The following is a 21231-nucleotide window of genomic DNA, read 5'->3' on the forward strand; positions in this document are numbered from 1 at the left end:
ACAGCGACTGTCCGCAAGTCCTGCCAGACTCGGGGTCATGTTGGAGACCTCGGCACGACTCCTGCGCCTGCTCTCGCTGCTCCAGGCCCACCGCGACTGGTCCGGCGCCGACCTCGCCGAACGCCTCGGCGTCACCCCGCGCACCGTGCGCCGGGACGTGGACCGGCTGCGCGAGCTGGGTTATCCCGTCAACGCCAGCCCCGGCACCGGCGGCGGCTATCAGCTGGGCGCGGGCGCCGAGCTGCCGCCACTGCTGCTGGACGACGACGAGGCGGTCGCCGTGGCCGTCGGACTGCGTACCGCCGCCGGTCAGGGCATCGAGGGCATCGGCGAGACCTCCGTACGGGCCCTCGCCAAGCTGGAGCAGGTCCTGCCGAGCCGGCTGCGCCGCCGGGTGGGCGCCCTCACCGCCTTCACCGTGCCGATGCTGCGCGGCCCTCAGGCCTCCCCCGTGGACCCGGCCGTGCTGACCGAGCTCGCCCATCTCTGCCGGGACGCCGAGCGCCTGCGCTTCGAGTACCGCAGCCATCACGGCGAGCCCACCCGCCGCAGCGTCGAGCCGCACCGCCTGGTGTGCACCGAGCGCCGCTGGTACCTGGTCGCCTGGGACCTCGACCGCGACGACTGGCGGACCTTCCGGGTCGACCGCATCACCCCCAGACCGCCGCACGGCCCCCGCTTCACGCCCCGCACGCCGCCCGCGGAGGACCTCGCCGCGTTCGTCTCCCGGGGCGTCTCCACGCGCGCGTACGCCGCGCAGGCCGTCGTGCGGCTGCTGGTGCCGATCGAGGAGGCGGCTGAGAAGATCTCACCGAGCGCCGGACAGCTGGAGCCCGACGGCCCGGACGCCTGCGTGCTGCGCACCGGGGCCGCGAGCCTCGACGTGATGGTGATCCACGTGATGATGACGGGCTTCGAGTTCGAGGTGCTGGAGCCCGCCGAGCTGATCGAGGCGATCAGGACGGCCCATGACCGGCTCGCCCGCTCCCTGGCGCGGGCCGCGGAATCCCGGCCGCGTGTGCGGGAGGGCGCGGGTCGGACCCCGGGGGCGACGAGCGCATCCGGGGCGGCGCCGTGACGGCGTACCAGGGCGGCGGGCAAGCGGTTGCCCGCTCCGGGGAACGGCCGCGGCCCGGGGGATCGTCGCGACGGGGGAGTGCGGTGATTCTGTGTCCGACCCGTGCTTTTCCTGCGAGATGTCAGCCCCCGCGCACCCCCTTCGGGCGGGAATGGAAAAGCTCCGACGGCATGTCCCCCGGCCCTTTCCATGCCGTTATTCCGAGAGCGGATCCGGCATACGGGAATTACGTGCGAGGGCGGCTGGAAGGCCGGGGGAACCGCCCGTACGTGTGACGGAGTTCGGTGGAAACGGCTGTCGGCATCCTGTGACAGAAGCGTGACCGGAGGGGGATCAGTGACCCACCGTGTCCTGATTCCTGGCCCCGCCCCGCGGACAGGGCCTAGCGTGTCGGTATGGCACCCATACCGACACCACCCGCCGAACCCCACGACAACCCGGACGCGTACGTCGGCCTGGACGCCGACCGGGCCGAGCAGCTCGCCCGTGACAAGGGCTGGTCGAGCGTGCGCTCGCTGCCGCCGGGGGCGATCATCACCATGGAGTACCGCGCGGGCCGGCTGAACTTCGAGGTCAAGGACGGCCACGTGGCCCGGGCCTGGAAGGGCTGACCCCGGTCGCCGCGACGACGACGGCCCCGGTTCCTGGAGAGGAACCGGGGCCGTCGCTGCGGGGTGGGTGTGTGCGTACCGTCCCCGCTGTCCGCCGGCTAGCCGCCTGTCAGGGGGCGGGCCGCCGAGGTCGTACCGCGGGTGCCGCGCTCGGGGTGGGGGTGGGGGTGCGGCGGGCGGCGGCTGCCGACCGGCGTGACCGGGGTGCGCTCCGAGCGGGACGAGTGCGGGCCCGGGGCCAGATAGGCGGGCGTCCGGGGCGAGCGGGCCGCGGGCTCGCTCTGGGAGGCGGGGGAGCGCGGCTTGAGCGACACCGGGACCTCGACGGGCTGGACCGTCGCGGGAGCCGCCCGGCGGGCCCGCCAGCGGTCGCGCAGATCGAAGACGGCGGTCTCGGCGCGGGCGATCAGCGGCTCGCACCACGGCAGTGCCAGCAGGATCAGCAGCCCCGCGACCCAGCCGAGGAGCACGTCGCTCAGCCAGTGCGTACCGAGGTAGACGGTGGCGAGGCCGACCCCGAGGGAGGTCACGGCGGAGACGGCGGACAGCCATCTGCGGGCTCTCGGGGTGGAGGCCAGATAGGCCAGGATGCCCCAGGTCACCACCGCGTTCGCGGTGTGGCCGCTGGGAAATATATCGCCGCCCAGACCCATCTCGTTCGAGCCGATGGTGGTCGCGTAGTGCGGGCCGAGCCGGCCCATGCCGAGCTTGGCGGCGCCGACGGTGATGTTCAGCAGCAGCAGTGAGGCCCCCAGCGTGAGCAGCGGGCGCAGGGTGTGCTGCCGCCAGGAGCGCCAGCCCAGCCAGGACGCGACCATCACCGCGGTCGGGCCGCGCTGGCCGAGCACCACGTAGTAGTCGACGAACCAGTGGATCTCCGCCCACTGCTGGTACGGCCGGAAGAACATGACCTGCCAGTCCAGGCGGACCAGCCACGAGGTGTCGACCACGAGCCACACGATCGCCAGATAGGAGGCGAGGCCCCCGGCGATCAGCGCGATGCGGTGCCGGGACATCGTCGGCATGTCGAGGTGAGCCGGTCGTTCCGGCTCGCGGTCCAGCCTGGTGAACACCCGGTCCAGACGGGTGAGGTTTCGTTCGGTACGCACCCAATCGACGTTACAGCGAGTGAGGTGGGATGCCCGGCGAATCCACGGCTTTGTGATGACGATGTGATGTGGGATTCCTCTCAGGGAGAGGTTTATTTCCGAGGAATCCACTATCCGGGCCGACGCTCCCCTTCAATTCCTTTGATCATTCCGGGTTCCGGTTTATGGCCGCTTATGAATTCGTTCACCGGATGATGGGGCGGAATTATCCGGGCGCTCACCGGAGCCCGCGAGGTGATCATGGCGGGCCGGAGCCGTTCAGCCAGAACGCCCCGTAGACGGCCGACGCGACGGCGACACCGCCCACCACCAGAACCGCCCGGGACGTGCGCAGCCGCGCCAGGGCCAGGGCCAGGGGGAACAGGAGGGGGAAGGCGGGCAGCAGCAGGCGCGGCTTCGACCCGAAGTAGCTCGACGCGCACAGGGCGAGCGCGGTGACGACCCCCGCGTACACCACCAGCGGCAGTGGCTGGCGCTGCCGTACGCCGACGACGTACAGCCACACGACGAGCCCGACCCCGATGATCAGGCCCACGCCGGCGAGGGCGGAGGGGAAGGAGGCGAACTTCTCGCCGACGAACCGCGCGAAGGCGTACCCGCCGTCGAAGCCGTTGCGCCAGCCGGCCTGGACGTCGAGATAGCCGAGGGGGCCCTTGCCGGTGCGGTGGCCGACCCAGAGGACGTACGCGGCGGCGCCGAGGGGCGCGAGGAGCATGCCGAGGGCGCGCGCGAGGGGGCGTCCGCCGTCGGACAGCGGGGCGCCCGTCGGGATGTGCGCGCCGTCCGCCGGCGTGGTGCGCCCGTCCCGCGCCGCGATCGCCGGTGCCGGGGCGCGTTCCCCGGCGCTCGCGCCGTCCGCCCGCGCCGCGCTTCGCTCCCGCCCGGACGAGGGAGCGCTCGCGCCGGTGCGCTCCGGCCCCGGCGAGGGAGTGGCCGCAGCCGCCCGCTCCCGCCGGAACGCCACGATCCCCACCGCCCACACCGCCGCCACCACCGCGAGCCCCACCGGCCGGGTCAGGCCGGCCAAGGACGCCAGGGTGCCCGCGAGCACCCAGCGGCCCGTCAGCACCGCGTACAGCGCCCACGCGGCGAGGGCGGTGAACAGCGACTCGCTGTACGCCATCGACTGCACGATCCCGACCGGCAGCACCGCCCAGACCAGGGCCGCGCAGACCCCGGCCCTGCGGCCGTACACATGGTCCGCGACCGCGAAGACGCCCCAGGCCGCCGCGAGCGAGGCCAGCAGGCTGACGACGAAGCCGGCGTCGGCGGCCGACAGCGGGGAGACGGCCGCCAGACCCCGCTCCAGCCACGGCAGCAGCGGGAAGAAGGCCAGGTTGGAGTGGACGTCCCCGTTGGGCAGGCGCACCTCGTAGCCGTATCCCAGCTCGGCCACCCTCGTGTACCAGAGGGAGTCCCAGCGGGCCGTCAGCAGCGTGTACGCGCTCTTGTCGCGTGCCGCGCTCCACAGGGCGAGGGCGAGCAGGCCGAGCGCGCGGACGGCCGCGTACCCGAGGAGGGCCGGGGCGGCGCGCCGCAGGGCGCTCTCCCGCGGCGCGGCGCGCGTCTCAAGATCGGTCACGGGTCCGATTATCGACGGCACGCCGGACCGCACGGCTCCTCCACGGCAGGTGCGGTGCGGGACGGCAGTGGCGTACGCCACACGTGTTCTCCGCGGAGTGTGAGAGGTCCACCACTTGGCCGACGCGCGAACTCGCGTACGCTGACGTGTCACTCGCCTTCGTTGCGCGGGCCGGAGTCCACCGCTCCTCCGGCCGAGATCACGGGGAGTCCCCACCCCGTGTGCCCGCCGAACGCGAGGGAACATCTGGGAGGTACGTACATGTCCGGGACTTCCACGGCCGCCGCCGCGCTGCGCCGTCGGGCGGCCGGGGCCGGTGCCGACCGCTGGGTCGTCCTCGTCGTCCTCTGTGTGAGCCTGCTGCTGGTCGCGGTCGACGCGACCGTGCTGCACGTGGCGGTGCCCGCCGTCACCGAGGACCTCACGCCCGGCGCGGTGGAACTGCTCTGGATCGTCGACGTCTATCCCCTCGTCTGCGCCTCGCTGCTGATCCTCTTCGGCACGCTCGGCGACCGCGTCGGCCGCAGACGGATCCTCCTGCTCGGCTACGCCCTGTTCGGCGTCGCCTCCGGCATGGCCGCCCTCGCCGACAGTGCCCAGGTGCTGATCGTGGCCCGCGCCCTGCTCGGCGTCGGCGGCGCGATGATCATGCCCGCCACGCTCTCGATCCTTCGCCAGGTCTTCCCCGACCGGCGTGAGCGCGCCCTCGCCATCGGCATCTGGAGCGCGGTCGCCGCGGTCGGTGCGGCCGTCGGCCCGCTGCTCGGCGGGTTCCTCCTGGAGCACTTCTGGTGGGGCTCGGTCTTCCTCGTCAACATCCCGTTGATGCTGGTCAGCCTGCCGGTGGGCCGGCTGCTGCTGCCCGAGTCGAAGGGCACGGGCGAGGGCCCGTGGGACGTGGTCGGCGCGCTGACGGCCGCTGCGGGCCTGTTCGGCCTGGTCCTCGGTGTGAAGCGGCTCGGCAGCGGCGAGCTCGACGGGATCACGGCGCTGCCGCTGCTGGTCGGCGCCGCCCTGCTGGTCCTTTTCGTCCGGCGGCAGCGACGTCGCACGCATCCCCTCGTCGACCTGCGGATGTTCTCCCGCCCGGCCTTCAGCACCTCCGTCGGCTGCATCGTGCTGGCGATGCTCGCGCTGGTGGGCCTGGAGCTGATCGCGGCGCAGTACCTCCAGCTGGTGCTGGGCCTGTCCCCGCTGGAGACGGGACTGCGGCTGCTGCCGCTGACCATCGCGGCCATGGCCTCCGGGCTCGCCGGTGCGCGGTTGCTGCGGCGGTTCGGCCCGCGCCGGATGGTCTGCTGCGGCTTCCTCCTGACAGCGGTCGCCGTGCTGACCCTGATGGCGATGGGCGGTGAGGACAACACGCCCCTGCTGCTCCTCGGCTTCGTCCTGCTGGGCTTCGGTCTGGAGACCACGCTCTTCGGGGCCTACGAGTCGATGCTCAGCGAGGCACCGCCGGAGCAGGCGGGCGGGGCCGCGGCGATCGGCGAGACCTCCTACCAACTCGGCGCCGGGATCGGCATCGCGCTCCTCGGCAGCGTGATGAACGCGGCGTACGCCCCCGGACTCTCCTCGGTGCAGGGCGTCCCGGCCGCCGACTCGGCCCGGGCGGGGCACTCCCTGGGCGAGGCCTACGAGGTCGCGGCGCGGCTCGGCGGTTCGGCCGGGGAGACCCTGCGCCGCACCGCGCGGGACTGCTTCGTGCACGGTCTGCATGTGACGCTGCTGGTCAGCGCGGGTCTGCTGCTGCTCGGCGCGGTGATGGCGCTGCGGCTGCCGCGGGCCATGAGCTGCGAGCCGATGACGGTCGAGGTGCCCGCGCCCCGGGAAGTCGCGGAGTCCCGGGTCTCCGCCTGAGCCGGCGCCCGGGGTACTGGACGTGCGCGACACTGCACCCGTAACGTCGGCCGGAGAGTCGTGACTAGCGCTGCTAGTTTTCAGTTGCCGGAGGGTGCCCCATGTCCGCGTCCGCGAAGCTGCCCCCGTTCGATCCGGCCGATCCGCTCGGCATCGACGACCTGCTGGACCCGGAGGACCTCGCCGTCCGGGACACCGTGCGGTCCTGGGCGGCCGACCGGGTCCTGCCGTACGTCGCCGAGTGGTACGAGAGCGGCGAGCTGCCCGGCATCCGGGAACTCGCCCGGGAGCTCGGCGCGATCGGGGCGCTCGGGATGTCGCTCGACGGATACGGGTGCGCCGGGGCCAGCGCCGTGCAGTACGGGCTCGCCTGTCTGGAGCTGGAGGCCGCCGACTCCGGGATCCGGTCCCTCGTCTCCGTGCAGGGCTCCCTCGCCATGTACGCCATCCACCGCTTCGGCTCCGAGGAGCAGAAGCAGAACTGGCTGCCGCGCATGGCGGCCGGTGAGGTCATCGGGTGCTTCGGGCTGACCGAGCCCGACCACGGGTCCGACCCCGCCTCCATGCGGACGTACGCCAAGAAGGACGGCACCGACTGGGTCCTCAATGGGCGCAAGATGTGGATCACCAACGGGTCCGTCGCCGGGGTCGCCGTGGTGTGGGCGCAGACCGACGACGGCATCCGCGGGTTCGTCGTACCGACCGACGCGGCCGGGTTCTCGGCACCGGAGATCAAGCACAAGTGGTCGCTGCGTGCCTCGGTGACGAGCGAACTCGTCCTGGACGACGTGCGGTTGCCGGCGGACGCGGTGCTGCCGGAGGTCGTCGGGCTCAAGGGTCCGCTGAGCTGTCTGTCGCACGCCCGGTACGGGATCGTCTGGGGGGCGATGGGGGCGGCGCGGTCCTGTCTGGAGGCGGCCGTGGACTACGCGAAGTCCCGGGAGCAGTTCGGGCGGCCCATCGGCGGCTTCCAGCTCACCCAGGCCAAGCTCGCCGACATGGCGGTCGAACTGCACAAGGGGATCCTGCTCGCCCACCACCTCGGGCGGCGGATGGACGCCGGGCGGCTGCGTCCGGAGCAGGTCAGCTTCGGCAAGCTGAACAACGTACGGGAGGCGATCGAGATCTGCCGGACCTCGCGCACCATCCTCGGTGCCAACGGGATCTCCCTGGAGTACCCCGTCATGCGGCACGCGACGAATCTCGAGTCGGTGCTCACCTACGAGGGCACCGTCGAGATGCATCAACTGGTCCTGGGCAAGGCGCTCACCGGACTCGACGCGTTCCGGTAAAGCCTCTCGGTGAACCCTGCGCGGGGGCAGGGCCGGTGAGCGGCCCTGCCTCAGCTCTGGTTGAAGAAGCCGTCCGTGCGGTGCGCGGCGGGTGCGCCGTTCACGATCTCGGTGTGGGCGGGGGTCAGCAGGAAGACGCGTGTGGACACGCGCTCGATGGAACCGCGCAGGCCGAAGATCAGGCCGGCTGCGAAGTCGACGACGCGCTTGGCGTCGGTCGCCTCCATCGCGGTCAGGTTCATGATGACGGGGACCCCGTCCCGGAAGAGCTCGCCGATGGCGCGCGCGTCCCGGAAGCTGTCGGGGGTGACCGTGCCGATGCGACGGCCCTTCTCCTCGGCGACGTCCGAGGCCACCTTGACCCGCGGGTCGGTGACCCAGGCATCCCCGGGCTCGGTTCCTTCGGAGTAGCCGTCGTCGTCGTAGTAACGCTCGTCATCGTTGTCGTCAACGAGGCCCAGCCAGGCACTCGCCTTGCGCACCGATCCCATGGACGCCTCCTCTCACAGCGGTCTTTCTCTCTTTACGTATCCCTATCGTCATCCATGATGCGGATGACGCGCCATGTGGATAGACGCCGCGCGGGGGGTTTGTGACGGTACTGGTGCACAGCGCATACGTCGAGAGCCCGCGTTTCACAAGGGCCGTTTCCCGAACGGCTGCTGACTGTGAGTGAAATATGATTCTTCACGGCGTATGGGTGACGGTCGGGGCGTACGGGTGAACGGCGGACCGATACGATGCCGCCGCTCAACGTCGTACTGACCACGGGGGATCGTCATGTTCGGAATCGTCAGGCCCTGCCGGCATCGGCTCGGGGAAAGTCTCAAGACCCAGTGGATGGCGCATTTGTGCGGGCTGTGTCTCGCGCTGCGCAAGGACCACGGGCAATTCGCGCGGATCGTCACCAACTATGACGGCCTGCTCATATCGGTTCTGACGGAGGCTCAGGCCCCGCGGGACGGGGGCGGACGGCGTACGGCGGGCCCGTGCCCGTTGCGCGGGATGCGCACCGCCTCCGTCGCGGACGGCGAGGGCGCGCGTCTGTCGGCCGCCGTCTCGCTGGTGCTCGCCTCCGCCAAGGTCCGCGACCATGTCGCCGACGGCGACGGGCTGCTGGCCCGCAAGCCGGTGGCGCTCGCGGCCCGCCGGGTCGCATCGAGCTGGGGTGCCGCGGGGGCCCGCGGTGGTCGCGCCGTCGGGTTCGACACCGCCGTGCTCGTGGACGCCGTGGACCGGCAGCTCGGCCTCGAGACGCTCGCCGGACCCGGCACCCCGATCCTGACGGTCACCGAACCCACCGAGACGGCCACCGCCGCCGCCTTCGCGCACACCGCGATCCTCGCCGGGCGGCCGGACAACGCCGCGCCGCTCGCCGAGGCCGGGCGCCTGTTCGGACGGCTCGCGCATCTGCTGGACGCCGTGGAGGACCAGGAGTCCGACGCCGCGGCGGGGGCGTGGAACCCGCTGACCGCGACGGGGACCTCCCTGGCGGAGGCCCGGCGGCTCGCCGACGACGCCGTGCACGGGATCCGGCTCGCGCTGCGGGAGGCCGAGTTCGGCGACCCGAAGCTGGCGCACGTGCTGCTGGTGCACGAGCTGCGGACGTCCGTGGACCGGGCCTTCGGCACCGCCTCCTGCGGACACGGCGGCGAGCTGTCGCACCCCTACGCGCCTCCCGGCCCGGGCGGTCCGGGCTTTCCGCCGCCCCCGGAGCCGCCCCGCCGGGACCGGCGCGGGCTGCTCGCGGGGTGTGCGGTGTGGCTGGGCCTGGCCTGCACGTGCCAGATGTGCTGCGGCGAGTTCGAGGACCCGTGGACCCGGCAGCGCAGGGAAGGGCTGTGCAACCAGAGCGACTGCGGCGACTGCTGCGATTGCTGTGACTGCTGCTCGTGCTGCGGTGACGGGTGCGACTGCTGCGACTGCGGGTGCGACTGCTGATCCGCCCGTGGGGGCGCGGCTGTTCGGGGGCCGCGGGGTCGCCGTGGCCCGGTCGTGCGGCTTGTTCCGGGGCGCGGGTTCGCTGCGGCCCGGTCGCGTTCGGGGGCGCGGGTTCGCTGTGGCCGGGCGCGCGGCTTGTTGAGGGCCGCGGGTTCGCCGTGGCCGTCCCGCGGCTGGTCCTGTTCGGCGGCCTCTAGGAGTCCTTCAGCTCCGGCGGTGAGATCTCGGACCTGGTGATCGCCGAGCCCGTCGTCCCCCACTTCTTCAGGATCTCGGCGTACGTCCCGTCCGCGATCAGCCGGTTCACCGCGGCCTGGAAGGCGGGCGCGAGTTTCGTGCCCTTGTCGAAGGCGAAGCCCACGTCCAGACGGTGGAACTCGCCCAGGAACTTCGCGCCCTCCTGGTGGGCGACCGCGTAGCGCAGGCCGTTGATGGTGGACATCACCACGTCGCTGCGGCCCTGCTGGAGCGAGGACCAGATCGCGCCCTGCTCGCTGTACGTCTGCACCTGGTACGCCTTCTCGCCGGCGTCGGCGCAGACGTGCTTGTTCTCCTCCAGCGTGGCCTCGAAGGTGGTGCCCGCGCTGGTCGCGACGTTCAGGCCGCACAACTGCCGCAGGTCGGTGACCTTCTTCAGGTCGCTGTCCTCACGGGTGGCGAAGCCCTGGCCGTCGTTGATGTAGGTGACGAAGTCGATCGTCCTGCGGCGCTCGTCGGTGACGCCGAAATTGCCGACGCCGAGGTCGTACTTGCCGCTGTCCAGGGCCGGCAGGATCGCCTCGAAGCTCGCCTGACGGGTCTTCAGCTCGACGCCGAGGACCTTCGCGACCGCCTGGGCGAAGTCGACGTCCTGGCCGGCCAGCGTCTTGCCGTCGTCCAGGATCGACGTGCCGGGCGGCTGGCCGGAGATGCTGACGGCCAGGGTGAGGCTCCGCACGCCCGAGGGCAGCAGCTTGGCGGCCGCCGGGTCCTTGCGGATCGCGGAGACGACGTCGGCGGTGGGGATCTCGTCGGACCGGGCCGCGGCGTTCACCGTGTCGTCGGTACCGGAGCCGCACGCCGTGAGGAACAACGTCCCGGCGGTGATGAGGATGAACGGTGCTATGAGGGCATTTCGGGCACGCAGAGGTGTGCGCATGGCAGGAGGGTCTCCTGGGAGCGAGAAGCGCTGAGTGAGGGGAGGGCGCGTGTGAAGGCGAAGAAGAAAAAGGCAGCGAAAGGGGGTCGGCTCAACAGGAAGAGGACCACACACGACCGAAGTCGATGTGGGAGCGCGTGACCAGCCACTGCTGCGAATGCATGGGGTAAGTGGAACAGGCATCCGGTTGTGCGTCAACCGACTTGAGACGTACGGCTCACAGTACGGACAGCCTTGACAGCGAGGGGAAACGGACCCGTAGTCTCACAAGGCGGCCCTGCTGAGGGGCTCGGCCGCATCCGTGTGAAGGCATCCATCCGAGTTCGTCACCGACTCGACTTCCCGGAGCCTTCGCATGTCCTCCGACACCCTCGCCAAAGCACCCGCACCGGAGATACCCGAGAACGCGGCCTCCCTGCGCATCGTCCCGCAGCGCCGCCTCGGCCAGTGGACGGCCGCCGTCGCCGTCCTCGTCCTGCTCGCCCTCGCGCTCCTCTCGGTCCTGCGCAACGACGCGTTCCAGTGGGACGTCGTCGCCGAGTACTTCACCACCGCCGCCGTGCTGCGCGGACTGTGGCTCACCCTGTGGCTGACCGCGGTCGTGATGGTGCTCGGCTTCGTGCTGGGCGCGCTGCTCGCGTCGGCCCGGCTGTCGGCCAACCCGGTCCTCAGAAGCGTCAGTTGGGGATACGTCTGGCTGTTCCGGTCGATCCCGATCCTGGTGCAGCTGCTGCTGTGGTTCAACATCGGGGCGCTGTACCCGCGGGTGTTCGGGGTGCGGACCGTCGACCTGCTCGGGCCGGTCACCGTCGCCGTCATCGGACTGACCCTGCACGAGGCCGCGTACGCCGCCGAGGTGGTGCGCGGTGGCATCCTCTCCGTCGACCGCGGCCAGATCGAGGCCGCGCAGGCGCTCGGACTGAGCCGATGGCGGCGCTGGTGGCGCATCGTGCTGCCGCAGGCGATGCGCTCGATCGTGCCGCCCGCCGGGAACATGCTGATCGGCACCCTCAAGGGCACCTCCATCGTCAGCGTGATCGCCGTGCAGGACCTGCTCTACTCGGTGCAGCTCGTCTACCACCGCACCTACCAGGTCATCCAGCTGCTGATCGTGGCCACCGTCTGGTACACCCTCGTCACCTCGGTGCTCGGCGTCGGGCAGTACTACGTGGAGCGGTACTACGCGCGCGGTTCGGAGCGGGCGCGATGACGCGGCACTCGCTGGTGATCGTGGGCGCCGGGCCGAGGGGGACCGGCCTGATCGAGCGGATCGCCGCCAACGCGCCCGAGCTGTACGACGGTTCGGGCCTCGACATCCATCTCGTGGACCCGCACCCGCCGGGCGCCGGACGGATCTGGCGGGCCGACCAGTCCCCGCTGCTGTGGATGAACTCCCACGCCGAGGACATCACCATGTTCACCGACGAGACGGTGGCCATGGCGGGACCCGTCCGCCCCGGCCCCACCCTGCACGAGTGGGCCGGCATCGAAGGCGCCGCCTTCGCCGACCGGCAGCTCCAGGGCGCCTATCTGCGTTGGGTCCACGAGCAGGCGGTGGCCGCGCTGCCCGACGGGGTCCGCGTCCACCACCACCCCCGGCGGGCCCTGCGGGTCGGCGGCCCCCGCGAAGGACGCCAGCAGGTGTGGCTGGAGGGCCGCCCCCGGCCCCTGCTCGCCGACCTCGTGGTCCTCACCCTCGGCCACCTGGACGCCGAACTGGACGAGGAGCAACGCACGTTGGCGACCTATGCCGACGAGCACGGCCTGGTCCACCTGCCGCCCGACTTCACCGCCGACAGCGACCTGTCCGCGCTCGAGCCCGGGCGGCCCGTCCTCGTCCGCGGGTTCGGGCTGGCCTTCGTCGACCTGATGGTGCTGCTCACCGAGGGGCGCGGCGGACGGTACGAGGGGGACGTCTACGTGCCCTCGGGGCGGGAGCCGGTGCTGTACGTCGGCTCGCGGCGCGGAGTGCCGTACCACTCGAAGATCGGCTACGAGTGGACCGGTGAACGGCCGCCGCTGCCGCGGTTCTTCGGGCCCGCCGAGGTCGACGCGCTGCTGGCCCGGCCGTCCGGTTTCGACTTCCGGCGGGACGTGTGGCCTTTGATCGAGAAGGAGCTGGGCTTCGCCCACTACCACCGGCTCTTCCACGCCCACCCCGAACGGACGGCCATGGCCTGGGCGGACTTCGAGGAGAGGTACGCGGCCGGTACGGGCGTCGGGGAGCTGGTCGCGTTCGCCGTGCCCGACCCCGCCGACCGGCTGGACCTGGCCGCGCTCGACCGTCCGCTGGAAGGGGTGCGGTACGGCTCGGAAGAGGAGTTCCAGGCCGGGCTGCGCGAGTACGTCGAGCGAGACCTGACCCGGCGTCACAGTCCCGCGCACAGCCCGGACCTGGCGGTGTTCCTCGGGCTGCTCTCGGTGTACGGGCAGCTGGTGCGGCTCGGCGACCCCGGGCCGTGGTGGCACGGCTTCTTCAGCTACCTGGCCTCCGGACCGCCCGGGCCGCGGCTGCGGCAGCTCCTGGCCCTGTCGCGGGCCGGAGTGGTGAGGTTCGTCGGCGCCGACATGAACGTCCATGCCGAGGACGGGGTGTTCCGGGCGACGAGCGCCACCGTGCCGGGCGCCTTCGTGGAGGCGCGGGCGCTGGTGGAGGCGCGGCTTCCCGAGCCGACCGTCGGCAGGGCCCGCGACAGCCTGCTGCGCGCGCTGCACGCCGACGGCGCCGACGAGACGCCCGACGGACTGCTCCGGGTCGATCCCGTCGACGGGCGGATCGTCGACCGGGACGGCCGCCCGCACCCCCGGCGCTTCGCGCTCGGCCCCTTCACCGAGGGCCGTACCTCCGGAGCCTTCACCCGGCCGCGCACCGGCGGCCCCGCGTTCCGGCAGAACGACGCGACGGCACGGGCGGCCCTGTCGTTCCTGAGCGCCCTCGTCGCCCGTGCGGCCGCCTGAGACGTGCGGCTGCCTGAGACCTCTACCGCGTCGCCCGGCCCGAGACCCCCCTACCGCGTCGCCCGGCCCGACACCCCCTACCGCAAGGACCCCCCAACCATGAGCGTGATGGTCGACATCAGATCCGTCCACAAGAGCTTCGGCTCCCTGGAGGTGCTGAAAGGCATCGACCTCGCCGTGCGCACCGGCGAGGTCACCGTGATCCTCGGCCCGTCCGGCTCCGGCAAGTCGACGCTGCTGCGCACCATCAACCACCTGGAGAAGGTGGACGGCGGCGCGATCAGCGTCGACGGCGCGCTGATCGGCTACCGGCGCTCCGGCGACAAGCTGTACGAGCTGCCCGAGCGCGAGGTGCTCCGACAGCGCACCCGGATCGGCTTCGTCTTCCAGAACTTCCACCTCTTCCCGCACCTCACCGTGGTCGACAACATCGTCGAGGCCCCCGTCTCCGCGCTGAAGCGCCCGCGTCGGCAGGCCGTCGAGGACGCGCTCCGGCTGCTCGACCGGGTGGGGCTCGCCGACAAGGCCGACGCCTACCCCCGGCAGCTGTCCGGCGGGCAGCAGCAGCGGGTCGCCATCGCCCGGGCGCTCGCGCTGGAACCCCGGCTGCTGCTGTTCGACGAACCGACCTCCGCGCTCGACCCCGAGCTGGTCGGTGAGGTCCTCGACGTCCTCAGGGACCTGGCCCACCAGGGCACCACCATGATCGTCGTCACCCATGAGATCGGCTTCGCCCGCGAGGCCGCCGACACGGTCGTGTTCATGGACGACGGCCGGATCGTCGAACAGGGCCCGCCGGCCGACGTCCTGGACCACCCGCGGCACGAGCGCACGCGGGCCTTCCTCTCGAAGGTGCTGTGATGCTGCATCTCGCCGCGTCCGTGGACCGGCCGGCGACCTCCGAGGCCGCCCCCTATGTCGAACTGGCCCGGCTCGCCGAACACGGAGTGCTCGACTTCGTGACGCTCGACGACACCTTCGCCCGCCCCGGTCCGGACGCGCTCGACGTGCTGTCCCGGGTGGCGCCGGCCACCAGCCGGATCGGTCTCGTCCCCACGGTCACGACCACCCGCACCGAGCCGTTCCACGTCCAGGCGGCCGTCACCGCCCTCGACCGGGTCAGCCGCGGCCGGGCCGGCTGGCGGCCGGCGGTGACGGCGACCGAGGGCGAGGCCCGCCCCCTCGGCGGCAGGACCGCCGAGGCGCTCCGGCGTACGGCGGGTGAAGTCACCGATGCGGAAGCCGAGTTGTGGGGCAGCCGGGACATGCTCGTCGACGGGGACACCCCGGGCCGAGACGGTCGGGCCCTCGACGTCGACGTGGTGCGGCCCCGGCCTCCGCAAGGGTGTCCGGTGCGGGTCCTCGACGCCACGGAAGGGCCTGCGCGGCGGACGGCCGCCCGGTACGCCGATGTGGCGCTGGTCCGGGTCGCCAGCGCGGACCAGGCTTTCACCGTGCGCGCCGAACTCCGGTCGGCCGCGGAGCGGTTCGGCCGTGCCCCCGGGGAGCTGCGGGTCCTCGCGAGCCTTCTCGTGGACCTCGGCGACGGCGAGCGCGCGGCCGAGCCCGGTCATGGCGGAGGCGGACCCCGGAGCACCGCGCGGGGCCCGCTGTACCGGGGCGGCCCCGTCGACCTCGCCGAGCTGATCGGCGCCTGGCACGGGCAGGGCGCCGTCGACGGTTTCCATCTCACGCCCGCCGAGTCGGCCCGCGACCTGGAGCGGCTCGTCAACGGCACCGTGCCGCTGCTCCAACACCGGGGGTTGTTCCGCACGTTCTACCCGGGCAGCACGCTCCGGGACCACCTGGGCCTGGCCCGTCCCGCCCACCGGTACGCGGGGGAGCTGTCTTGAGCCGGCGGCCGTCTCACCGACCCGGTACGGGAAGGCAGGCGTCTCAAGTGACCGCTGGGACGGGTGGCTTGACGTAGGCGGTTTTCGGCGATGTCGCGAGCGGGCCCGGGCAGGCACCGCTTCCGCTTCGCGCGGTCCGCCGCGCACGGCGCCGAGGGGCGCACGGCGGTCGGCCTCGACCGGGGGCCGCTCGCGGTGGGCGCCGTCGCCGACCACGTCATCCGCCGTGTCCCCGCCGCCCCGGACGACACCGGACGCCGCTGCGGCGGCGGGGGAGCGCACCCCGCTCTACGAGAGGGGCCCTGCCGTGTCACCCCATGGGTGGTTCAAAGATTGACGGCCGAAAGGCGCCCTTGCGGCTACCGGTCGTTCGGCCGAATACTCCCCCTCAGCGCTTGTCAGGGGCACGGCGTGTTCGTAATCCGAACATTTCCGCTTCTGGCTGCGCCTCACGGGCCCCGACCCCACGCGGGCCCCCGACCTCCCTGGGAGGGAACGACAAGTGAGGATCAAGCGCACCACCCCCCGCAGCGGCATCACGAGACGGACCCGGCTGATCGCCGTGTCCTCCGGACTCGTGGCCGCCGCCGCGATCGCGATCCCCAACGCGAACGCCTCGGACGTGTCCACCTTCAGCGCGAACGAGCTGAAGAGCGCCAACAGTTCGGTGCTCAAGGCCGATGTCCCGGGCACCGCCTGGGCGGTCGACAGCAAGACCAACCGTGTGGTCGTCACCGTCGACAGCACGGTCTCCAAGGCGGAGATCGCCAAGATCAAGCGGCAGGCCGGCGCCAACGCCGACGCGCTGACGATCAAGCGCACCAACGGCAAGTTCACCAAGTTCATCCAGGGCGGCGACGCCATCTATGCGAGTAGCTGGCGCTGCTCGCTCGGCTTCAACGTCCAGGACAGCAGCGGCAACCAGTACTTCCTGACCGCCGGTCACTGCACCGACGGCGCGGGCACCTGGTACTCCAACTCGGGCCGCACCACGGTCATCGGCTCGACCGCCGGCTCCAGCTTCCCGGGCAACGACTACGGCATCGTCCGCTACACCGGGTCCGTCAGCCGGCCCGGCACCGCGAACGGCGTCGACATCACCCGCGCGGCCACCCCGTCCGTGGGCACCACCGTCATCCGTGACGGCTCGACCACCGGTACGCACAGCGGCCGGGTCACCGCCCTGAACGCCACGGTCAACTACGGCGGCGGCGACGTCGTCGGCGGTCTGATCCAGACCACCGTCTGCGCGGAGCCCGGCGACTCCGGCGGCTCCCTGTACGGCAGCAACGGCACCGCGTACGGTCTCACCTCCGGCGGCAGCGGCAACTGCACCTCCGGTGGCACGACCTTCTTCCAGCCGGTCACCGAGGCCCTGAGCGCCTACGGCGTCAGCGTCTACTAGACCCGGCCGGACCTCGGCGTCCCGACGCCCCGCAGCACAGCCGGTCCCCGGTGGGCCCCCGCACGCGCCTGGCGTGCGGGGGCCCACCGCCGTGATGAGCACGGGCTCACGGGGCCGGGCACAGCCAGTCCAGTACGGCGGGCAGGGCCTCGATCGCCCCGAAGTGACCGGTGTCCGGGGCGAGGACGGGGCGGACGCGGGGCACCCGGTCCAGGAGCCGGTGGAAGTGACCCACCGGGGAGAGCCGGTCCAGGGCCCCGTGCCACAGCAGGACCGGCCGGGTGATGGCCGCCGGGTCGAAGCCCCAGTTGCTCAGCAGGGCGAGGGAGTCGTCGAGCCAGCCGTACGCGGAGACGCGCAGCGCCTCCCGGTAGGCGCGCAGCAGCATGTCGCCGACGGCCGGGTCGAAGACGATCCGCCGGTCGGCCTCGGTGAGCCCGTCGCGGAGGGTCACCAGCAGCTGGGCGGGGTCCCGGCGGACGTCGGCGGCGCGGGCGGCGAGCCGTTCGGCGTGGGCGAGCGGGTCGGTGAGCGCCAGCGTGCAGTCCTCGACCTGGGACGGTGCCATGCCCTCGAACCAGCTCGGCCCGGCCGCGTCCGGCGGTGCGGGACAGGACAGTGCCGCCGCCCGCCGGACCCGCCCGGGCAGCAGCGCGGCGCAGGCCAGGGCGTGCGGGGCGCCGCCCGAGTGGCCGAGGACCGTGAACCGCTCCAGGCCGAGGGCGTCGGCCAGATCCGCCACGTCCCGGGCGGCGTCGGCGACCCGGCGCCCGGTCTGCCGGTCGGAGTCCGCGTAGCCGGGACGGTCGTAGGCGAGGAACCGCACCCAGGGGCGGCTCTTCACCACCGCCTCGGGTACCACTCCGAAGCGGCAGCCCGGGGTCGCGTGCAGCAGCACCACCGGCGTGCCGTGCGGGTCGCCGTACTCCTCGACCGTCAGCCACCGGCCGTCCCTGGTCCGTATGCCGTCGAGCACCTGCGTCCTCCGTCTCCCTTTGTGTACAGCGCGGAGTTACCGTCGAAGTACACACCTTGAGCGCCTGATTCGGACCCTGGGGGCCGTCATGGTCGAGGAGCTGGTGGTGGCGGGAGTGACGCTCGCGTCCGCCGGAGCGGTGTACGTGATGGCGGCGGCGCGGGTCGTCAAACAGTACGAGCGGGGCGTGGTGTTCCGACTCGGCAGGCTCCGGCCGGACGTGCGCGGACCGGGGTTCACGATGATCGTTCCGGGCGTCGACAAGCTCCGGAAGGTCAACATGCAGATCGTGACCATGCCGGTGCCCGCGCAGGAGGGCATCACCCGGGACAACGTCACCGTGCGGGTGGACGCCGTCGTGTACTTCAGGGTGACCGCGCCGGCCGAGGCGGTCGTGCGGGTGGAGGACTACCGGTTCGCGGTCTCGCAGATGGCGCAGACCTCGCTGCGGTCCATCATCGGCAAGAGCGAGCTGGACGATCTGCTGTCGGACCGGGAGAAGCTCAACCAGGGGCTGGAGTTGATGATCGACAGCCCCGCCGTGGAGTGGGGCGTGACCATCGACCGGGTGGAGATCAAGGACGTCTCGCTGCCCGAGACCATGAAGCGGTCCATGGCCCGGCAGGCCGAGGCCGACCGGGAGCGCCGGGCCCGGGTCATCAACGCCGACGCCGAGCTCCAGGCGTCCAAGAAGCTCGCCGAGGCCGCCAAGGAGATGTCCGAGCAGCCCGCCGCGCTGCAACTGAGGCTGCTCCAGACGGTGGTGGCGGTCGCCGCCGAGAAGAACTCCACGCTGGTGCTGCCGTTCCCGGTGGAGCTGCTGCGGTTCCTGGAGAAGGCGCAGCAGGGATATCCGGGGCCGCAGCAGCCGCCGGTCCCGGGGGCCGGGCAGTCGGCGCCTCCGGTCGGGCAGCAACCGGTGCAGGAGCAACTCCCGCCTCCCGCGCCCCGCCTGGAGGCCGGCTCGGAGGGGTCGGATTCAAGACAGGACTAGACCTCACAGGCTGGTCATCGGTTACTCGCACGTAGTGTTTGCGCTGCGAACACACCTGGTGTGACTGTGCATGGTCAATCCCGATGGGGCGTGCGTCCCGCGCTCTCCGCGCGTCCTGAACTCAACCTTGTGCGCCCCCTGGGGGGTTCGACAGAGTAAGGGCTCGTCAACCAGCCTTTCGGCCCGCCAGGTCCCCACAACCGACCGGGCCGACCCCCCACAGGAGGACCCGAGTTGAAGCACCGACGCATACCCAGGCGGCGGGCGGCCCTGGCAGGCGCGGGAATCGCCGCGCTGGTCGCCGCGGGCGTCACTTTGCAGACTGCGAACGCCAGCGAGCCCGAGAAGAGCCCCGAACCCAAGGTCCTGTCGGCACTGGCGGCCGGAAACCTCGCCTCCACGCTCGACAAGGAGCTCGGCGCCGACGCGGCGGGAACGTACTACGACGCGAAGAGCAAGGCTCTCGTCGTCAACGTCCTCGACGAGGCCGCGGCCTCGGTCGTCGAGGAGGCCGGCGCCAGGGCCCGGGTGGTGGAGAACTCCCTCGCCGAGCTCAGAGGCGCCCGTACGACGCTCAAGGACGACGCGGCCATCCCGGGCACGTCCTGGGTGACCGACCCGACGAGCAACAAGGTGGTCGTCACCGCCGACCGCACGGTCTCCGACGCCGAGTGGGCCAGGCTCGCCAAGGTCGTCGACGGGCTCGGTGGCACGGCCGAACTCCAGCGCACCAAGGGGAAGTTCAAGCCCTTCGTCGCGGGCGGTGACGCGATCACCGGCGGCAGCGGCCGCTGCTCGCTCGGCTTCAACGTGGTCAAGGGCGGCGAGCCGTACTTCCTGACCGCCGGGCACTGCACCGAGTCGATCTCCACCTGGTCGGACTCGAGCGGGACCCGGATCGGCACGAACGAGGTCTCCAGCTTCCCGGGCGACGACTACGGGCTGGTGAAGTACACCGCCGAGGTCGACCACCCGAGCGAGGTGAACCTCTACAACGGGTCCGCGCAGGCGATCTCGGGGGCGGCGCAGGCGACGGTCGGCATGTCCGTCACCCGCAGCGGCTCCACCACCCAGGTGCACTCCGGGAAGGTCACCGGACTCGACGCCACGGTGAACTACGGCAACGGCGACATCGTCAATGGCCTGATCCAGACGGACGTGTGCGCCGAGCCCGGTGACAGCGGCGGCTCGCTGTTCTCCGGGAGCAGCGCGGTCGGGCTCACCTCGGGCGGCAGCGGTGACTGCACCTCGGGCGGGCAGACGTTCTTCCAGCCGGTGACGGAGGCGCTGTCGGCGACGGGTACGTCGATCGGCTGACCGGCGCGGATCGTGCGAGGTCCCGCCCCTTCGACAGGGGCGGGACCTTCCGTCTGCCTCAGGCCGCCCGAGCGGGCAGCGGCTCGCCGTCGTGCTTCGCGCGCAGGACCGCCGCCCCGAGCGTGATCGCGATCCCGACCGCCGCCCAGGCCGACAGCACCAGCAGGGCGCCGGTGGTGTCGTTGCCGTCGAAGTAGGCGATCGAGCGGGCCACCCAGGTGCCCGCGCCCGGCGGCAGCGCCGGGCCGATCGCCTCCCAGAACGGCGGCAGCATCGGCAGCGGGAAGGCGCCGCCCGCGCTGGGGTTGCCCGCGATCACCACGAGCAGGATCGCCAGCCCGATGCCGACGGTCCCGAACAGGGCCTGGAGGGCGAGGGTCGCCGCCCCGACGGCGAAGGTGATCAGGGCGCCGAGCCCCCAGAAGGCCAGGACGCTCCCCGGCAGCGCGTCCAGGATCGGCCCCACGATGACCGCGCCGCCGAGCCCGCCGACGATCGACACCAGGGCCGTCACCGCCAGCCGGATCACCGCGCGGCGCGGGTCGGCGGGGCGGGCGCCGCTGCTGATCGCGAGGATCGAGGCGGTCAGATAGCCGCCGACGCACCAGCCCACGACGACGTAGAAGGACGACAGCCCGTCGAAGTCCGTCGAGGAGGCCGGGGCCACGTCCACCGTCCGGACGGTCCTCTTCTGGGAGGTCTCCAGGGCGGTCAGGTACGACTCCAGGGTGGTCGCGAGGACCGTGCCGCCGCCGCTGGCCACCAGGAGCCGGTCGGTCGTGCCGGACGGGTCGATGACCAGAGCGCCGTCGATGTCCCGGTTCATGATCTGCTTCCGGGCCGTCGCCTCGTCGGACAGGGTCCGCGGGTCCAGCGGTGCGCCGGGCAGCTTCTCCAGCCGGGCCACCGCCTGCTCGGCCGCGGCCCGCGGCGCGACCACCGCGAAGGGCACGTCCCTGGGCTTCGGGTTGTGCAGCGCGCCCACGTAGGAGGCGATGAACAGCAGCTGGAGGGCGAGCACCCCGAGGACGAGCAGCGTCGCGCGCGGGGTGACCGCGTCCTTCACCTCGGCGAGAAGGCCGTTCCGGGTGCCGTTGTGTGTCATGTCCCCACAGTCCGA

General features: G+C 72.2%; 18 protein-coding genes. 12 read left to right on the plus strand and 6 right to left on the minus strand.

The features are described from left to right. The first annotated feature begins 37 nt into the window (after window positions 1-37). A complete protein-coding gene (locus ACH41F_RS24255) occupies window positions 38-1078 on the plus strand; it encodes a helix-turn-helix transcriptional regulator (protein ID WP_398837489.1) in 1041 nt (346 codons plus the stop codon). A 395-nt stretch (window positions 1079-1473) separates the two neighbouring features. Next, a complete protein-coding gene (locus tag ACH41F_RS24260; RefSeq protein ID WP_391240568.1) occupies window positions 1474-1689 on the plus strand; it encodes an I78 family peptidase inhibitor in 216 nt (71 codons plus the stop codon). 98 nt (window positions 1690-1787) lie between these two features. Here the strand turns inward: ACH41F_RS24260 and ACH41F_RS24265 are convergent, their stop codons facing one another. After that, complete coding sequence (locus tag ACH41F_RS24265; protein ID WP_391240565.1) at window positions 1788-2798, minus strand: phosphatase PAP2 family protein; 1011 nt, start codon at window positions 2796-2798, stop codon at window positions 1788-1790. A gap of 238 nt (window positions 2799-3036) precedes the next feature. After that, window positions 3037-4380 (minus strand): mannosyltransferase family protein, encoded by a 1344-nt coding sequence (locus tag ACH41F_RS24270; RefSeq protein ID WP_398837491.1) that lies wholly within the window; start codon window positions 4378-4380, stop codon window positions 3037-3039. A gap of 261 nt (window positions 4381-4641) precedes the next feature. Between ACH41F_RS24270 and ACH41F_RS24275 the strand changes: the two genes are divergently transcribed. Beyond that, on the plus strand, window positions 4642-6237 hold the full coding sequence (locus ACH41F_RS24275; RefSeq protein WP_391240560.1) for an MFS transporter: 1596 nt from the start codon (window positions 4642-4644) through the stop codon (window positions 6235-6237). 101 nt (window positions 6238-6338) lie between these two features. Next, window positions 6339-7529 (plus strand): acyl-CoA dehydrogenase family protein, encoded by a 1191-nt coding sequence (locus tag ACH41F_RS24280; RefSeq protein WP_398837492.1) that lies wholly within the window; start codon window positions 6339-6341, stop codon window positions 7527-7529. 50 nt (window positions 7530-7579) lie between these two features. Here the strand turns inward: ACH41F_RS24280 and ACH41F_RS24285 are convergent, their stop codons facing one another. Beyond that, a complete protein-coding gene (locus ACH41F_RS24285; RefSeq protein WP_391240554.1) occupies window positions 7580-8020 on the minus strand; it encodes a cell division protein SepF in 441 nt (146 codons plus the stop codon). A gap of 289 nt (window positions 8021-8309) precedes the next feature. Here ACH41F_RS24285 and ACH41F_RS24290 point away from each other — a divergent pair, with 289 nt between their 5' ends. After that, window positions 8310-9470 (plus strand): DUF5685 family protein, encoded by a 1161-nt coding sequence (locus tag ACH41F_RS24290; protein ID WP_398837494.1) that lies wholly within the window; start codon window positions 8310-8312, stop codon window positions 9468-9470. Window positions 9471-9663: 193 nt separating this feature from the next. On the opposite strand, the gene ACH41F_RS24295 is transcribed toward ACH41F_RS24290, so the two are convergent. After that, the gene (locus ACH41F_RS24295) at window positions 9664-10608 is read right to left on the minus strand and encodes an ABC transporter substrate-binding protein (protein ID WP_398837495.1); all 945 of its coding nucleotides are present in this window, start codon (window positions 10606-10608) and stop codon (window positions 9664-9666) included. A 355-nt stretch (window positions 10609-10963) separates the two neighbouring features. On the opposite strand from ACH41F_RS24295, the gene ACH41F_RS24300 reads away from it, so the two are divergent. From ACH41F_RS24300 to ACH41F_RS24320, 5 genes are all read left to right on the plus strand, one after another. Continuing rightward, window positions 10964-11818 (plus strand): amino acid ABC transporter permease, encoded by an 855-nt coding sequence (locus ACH41F_RS24300; RefSeq protein ID WP_398837496.1) that lies wholly within the window; start codon window positions 10964-10966, stop codon window positions 11816-11818. Next, entirely contained in the window at window positions 11815-13566 is a 1752-nt protein-coding gene (locus ACH41F_RS24305; RefSeq protein WP_391240541.1) for an FAD/NAD(P)-binding protein, read from the plus strand. Before ACH41F_RS24300 ends, ACH41F_RS24305 begins: the two co-directional genes overlap by 4 nt. 99 nt (window positions 13567-13665) lie before the next feature. Further along, window positions 13666-14427 (plus strand): ATP-binding cassette domain-containing protein, encoded by a 762-nt coding sequence (locus ACH41F_RS24310; RefSeq protein ID WP_391240538.1) that lies wholly within the window; start codon window positions 13666-13668, stop codon window positions 14425-14427. After that, entirely contained in the window at window positions 14427-15419 is a 993-nt protein-coding gene (locus ACH41F_RS24315; RefSeq protein WP_391240535.1) for an LLM class flavin-dependent oxidoreductase, read from the plus strand. The genes ACH41F_RS24310 and ACH41F_RS24315 overlap by 1 nt, the downstream gene beginning before the upstream one ends. A 502-nt stretch (window positions 15420-15921) precedes the next feature. Next, window positions 15922-16824, plus strand: coding sequence for an alpha-lytic protease prodomain-containing protein (locus ACH41F_RS24320; protein WP_391240532.1), 903 nt, complete (start codon window positions 15922-15924; stop codon window positions 16822-16824). A 106-nt stretch (window positions 16825-16930) separates the two neighbouring features. On the opposite strand, the gene ACH41F_RS24325 is transcribed toward ACH41F_RS24320, so the two are convergent. Beyond that, window positions 16931-17800 (minus strand): alpha/beta fold hydrolase, encoded by an 870-nt coding sequence (locus tag ACH41F_RS24325; RefSeq protein WP_391240529.1) that lies wholly within the window; start codon window positions 17798-17800, stop codon window positions 16931-16933. 88 nt (window positions 17801-17888) lie between these two features. On the opposite strand from ACH41F_RS24325, the gene ACH41F_RS24330 reads away from it, so the two are divergent. Further along, the gene (locus ACH41F_RS24330; protein ID WP_391240526.1) at window positions 17889-18794 is read left to right on the plus strand and encodes an SPFH domain-containing protein; all 906 of its coding nucleotides are present in this window, start codon (window positions 17889-17891) and stop codon (window positions 18792-18794) included. A 234-nt stretch (window positions 18795-19028) separates the two neighbouring features. Beyond that, entirely contained in the window at window positions 19029-20111 is a 1083-nt protein-coding gene (locus tag ACH41F_RS24335) for an alpha-lytic protease prodomain-containing protein (protein ID WP_391240523.1), read from the plus strand. Window positions 20112-20169: 58 nt separating this feature from the next. Here ACH41F_RS24335 and ACH41F_RS24340 read toward each other — a convergent pair whose 3' ends face one another. After that, entirely contained in the window at window positions 20170-21216 is a 1047-nt protein-coding gene (locus ACH41F_RS24340) for a DUF3533 domain-containing protein (protein WP_398837498.1), read from the minus strand. Window positions 21217-21231 lie beyond the last annotated feature (15 nt).

Source organism: Streptomyces sp. NPDC020489 (assembly GCF_044386545.1).
In the GTDB taxonomy this organism is placed as follows: Bacteria; Actinomycetota; Actinomycetes; order Streptomycetales; family Streptomycetaceae; genus Streptomyces.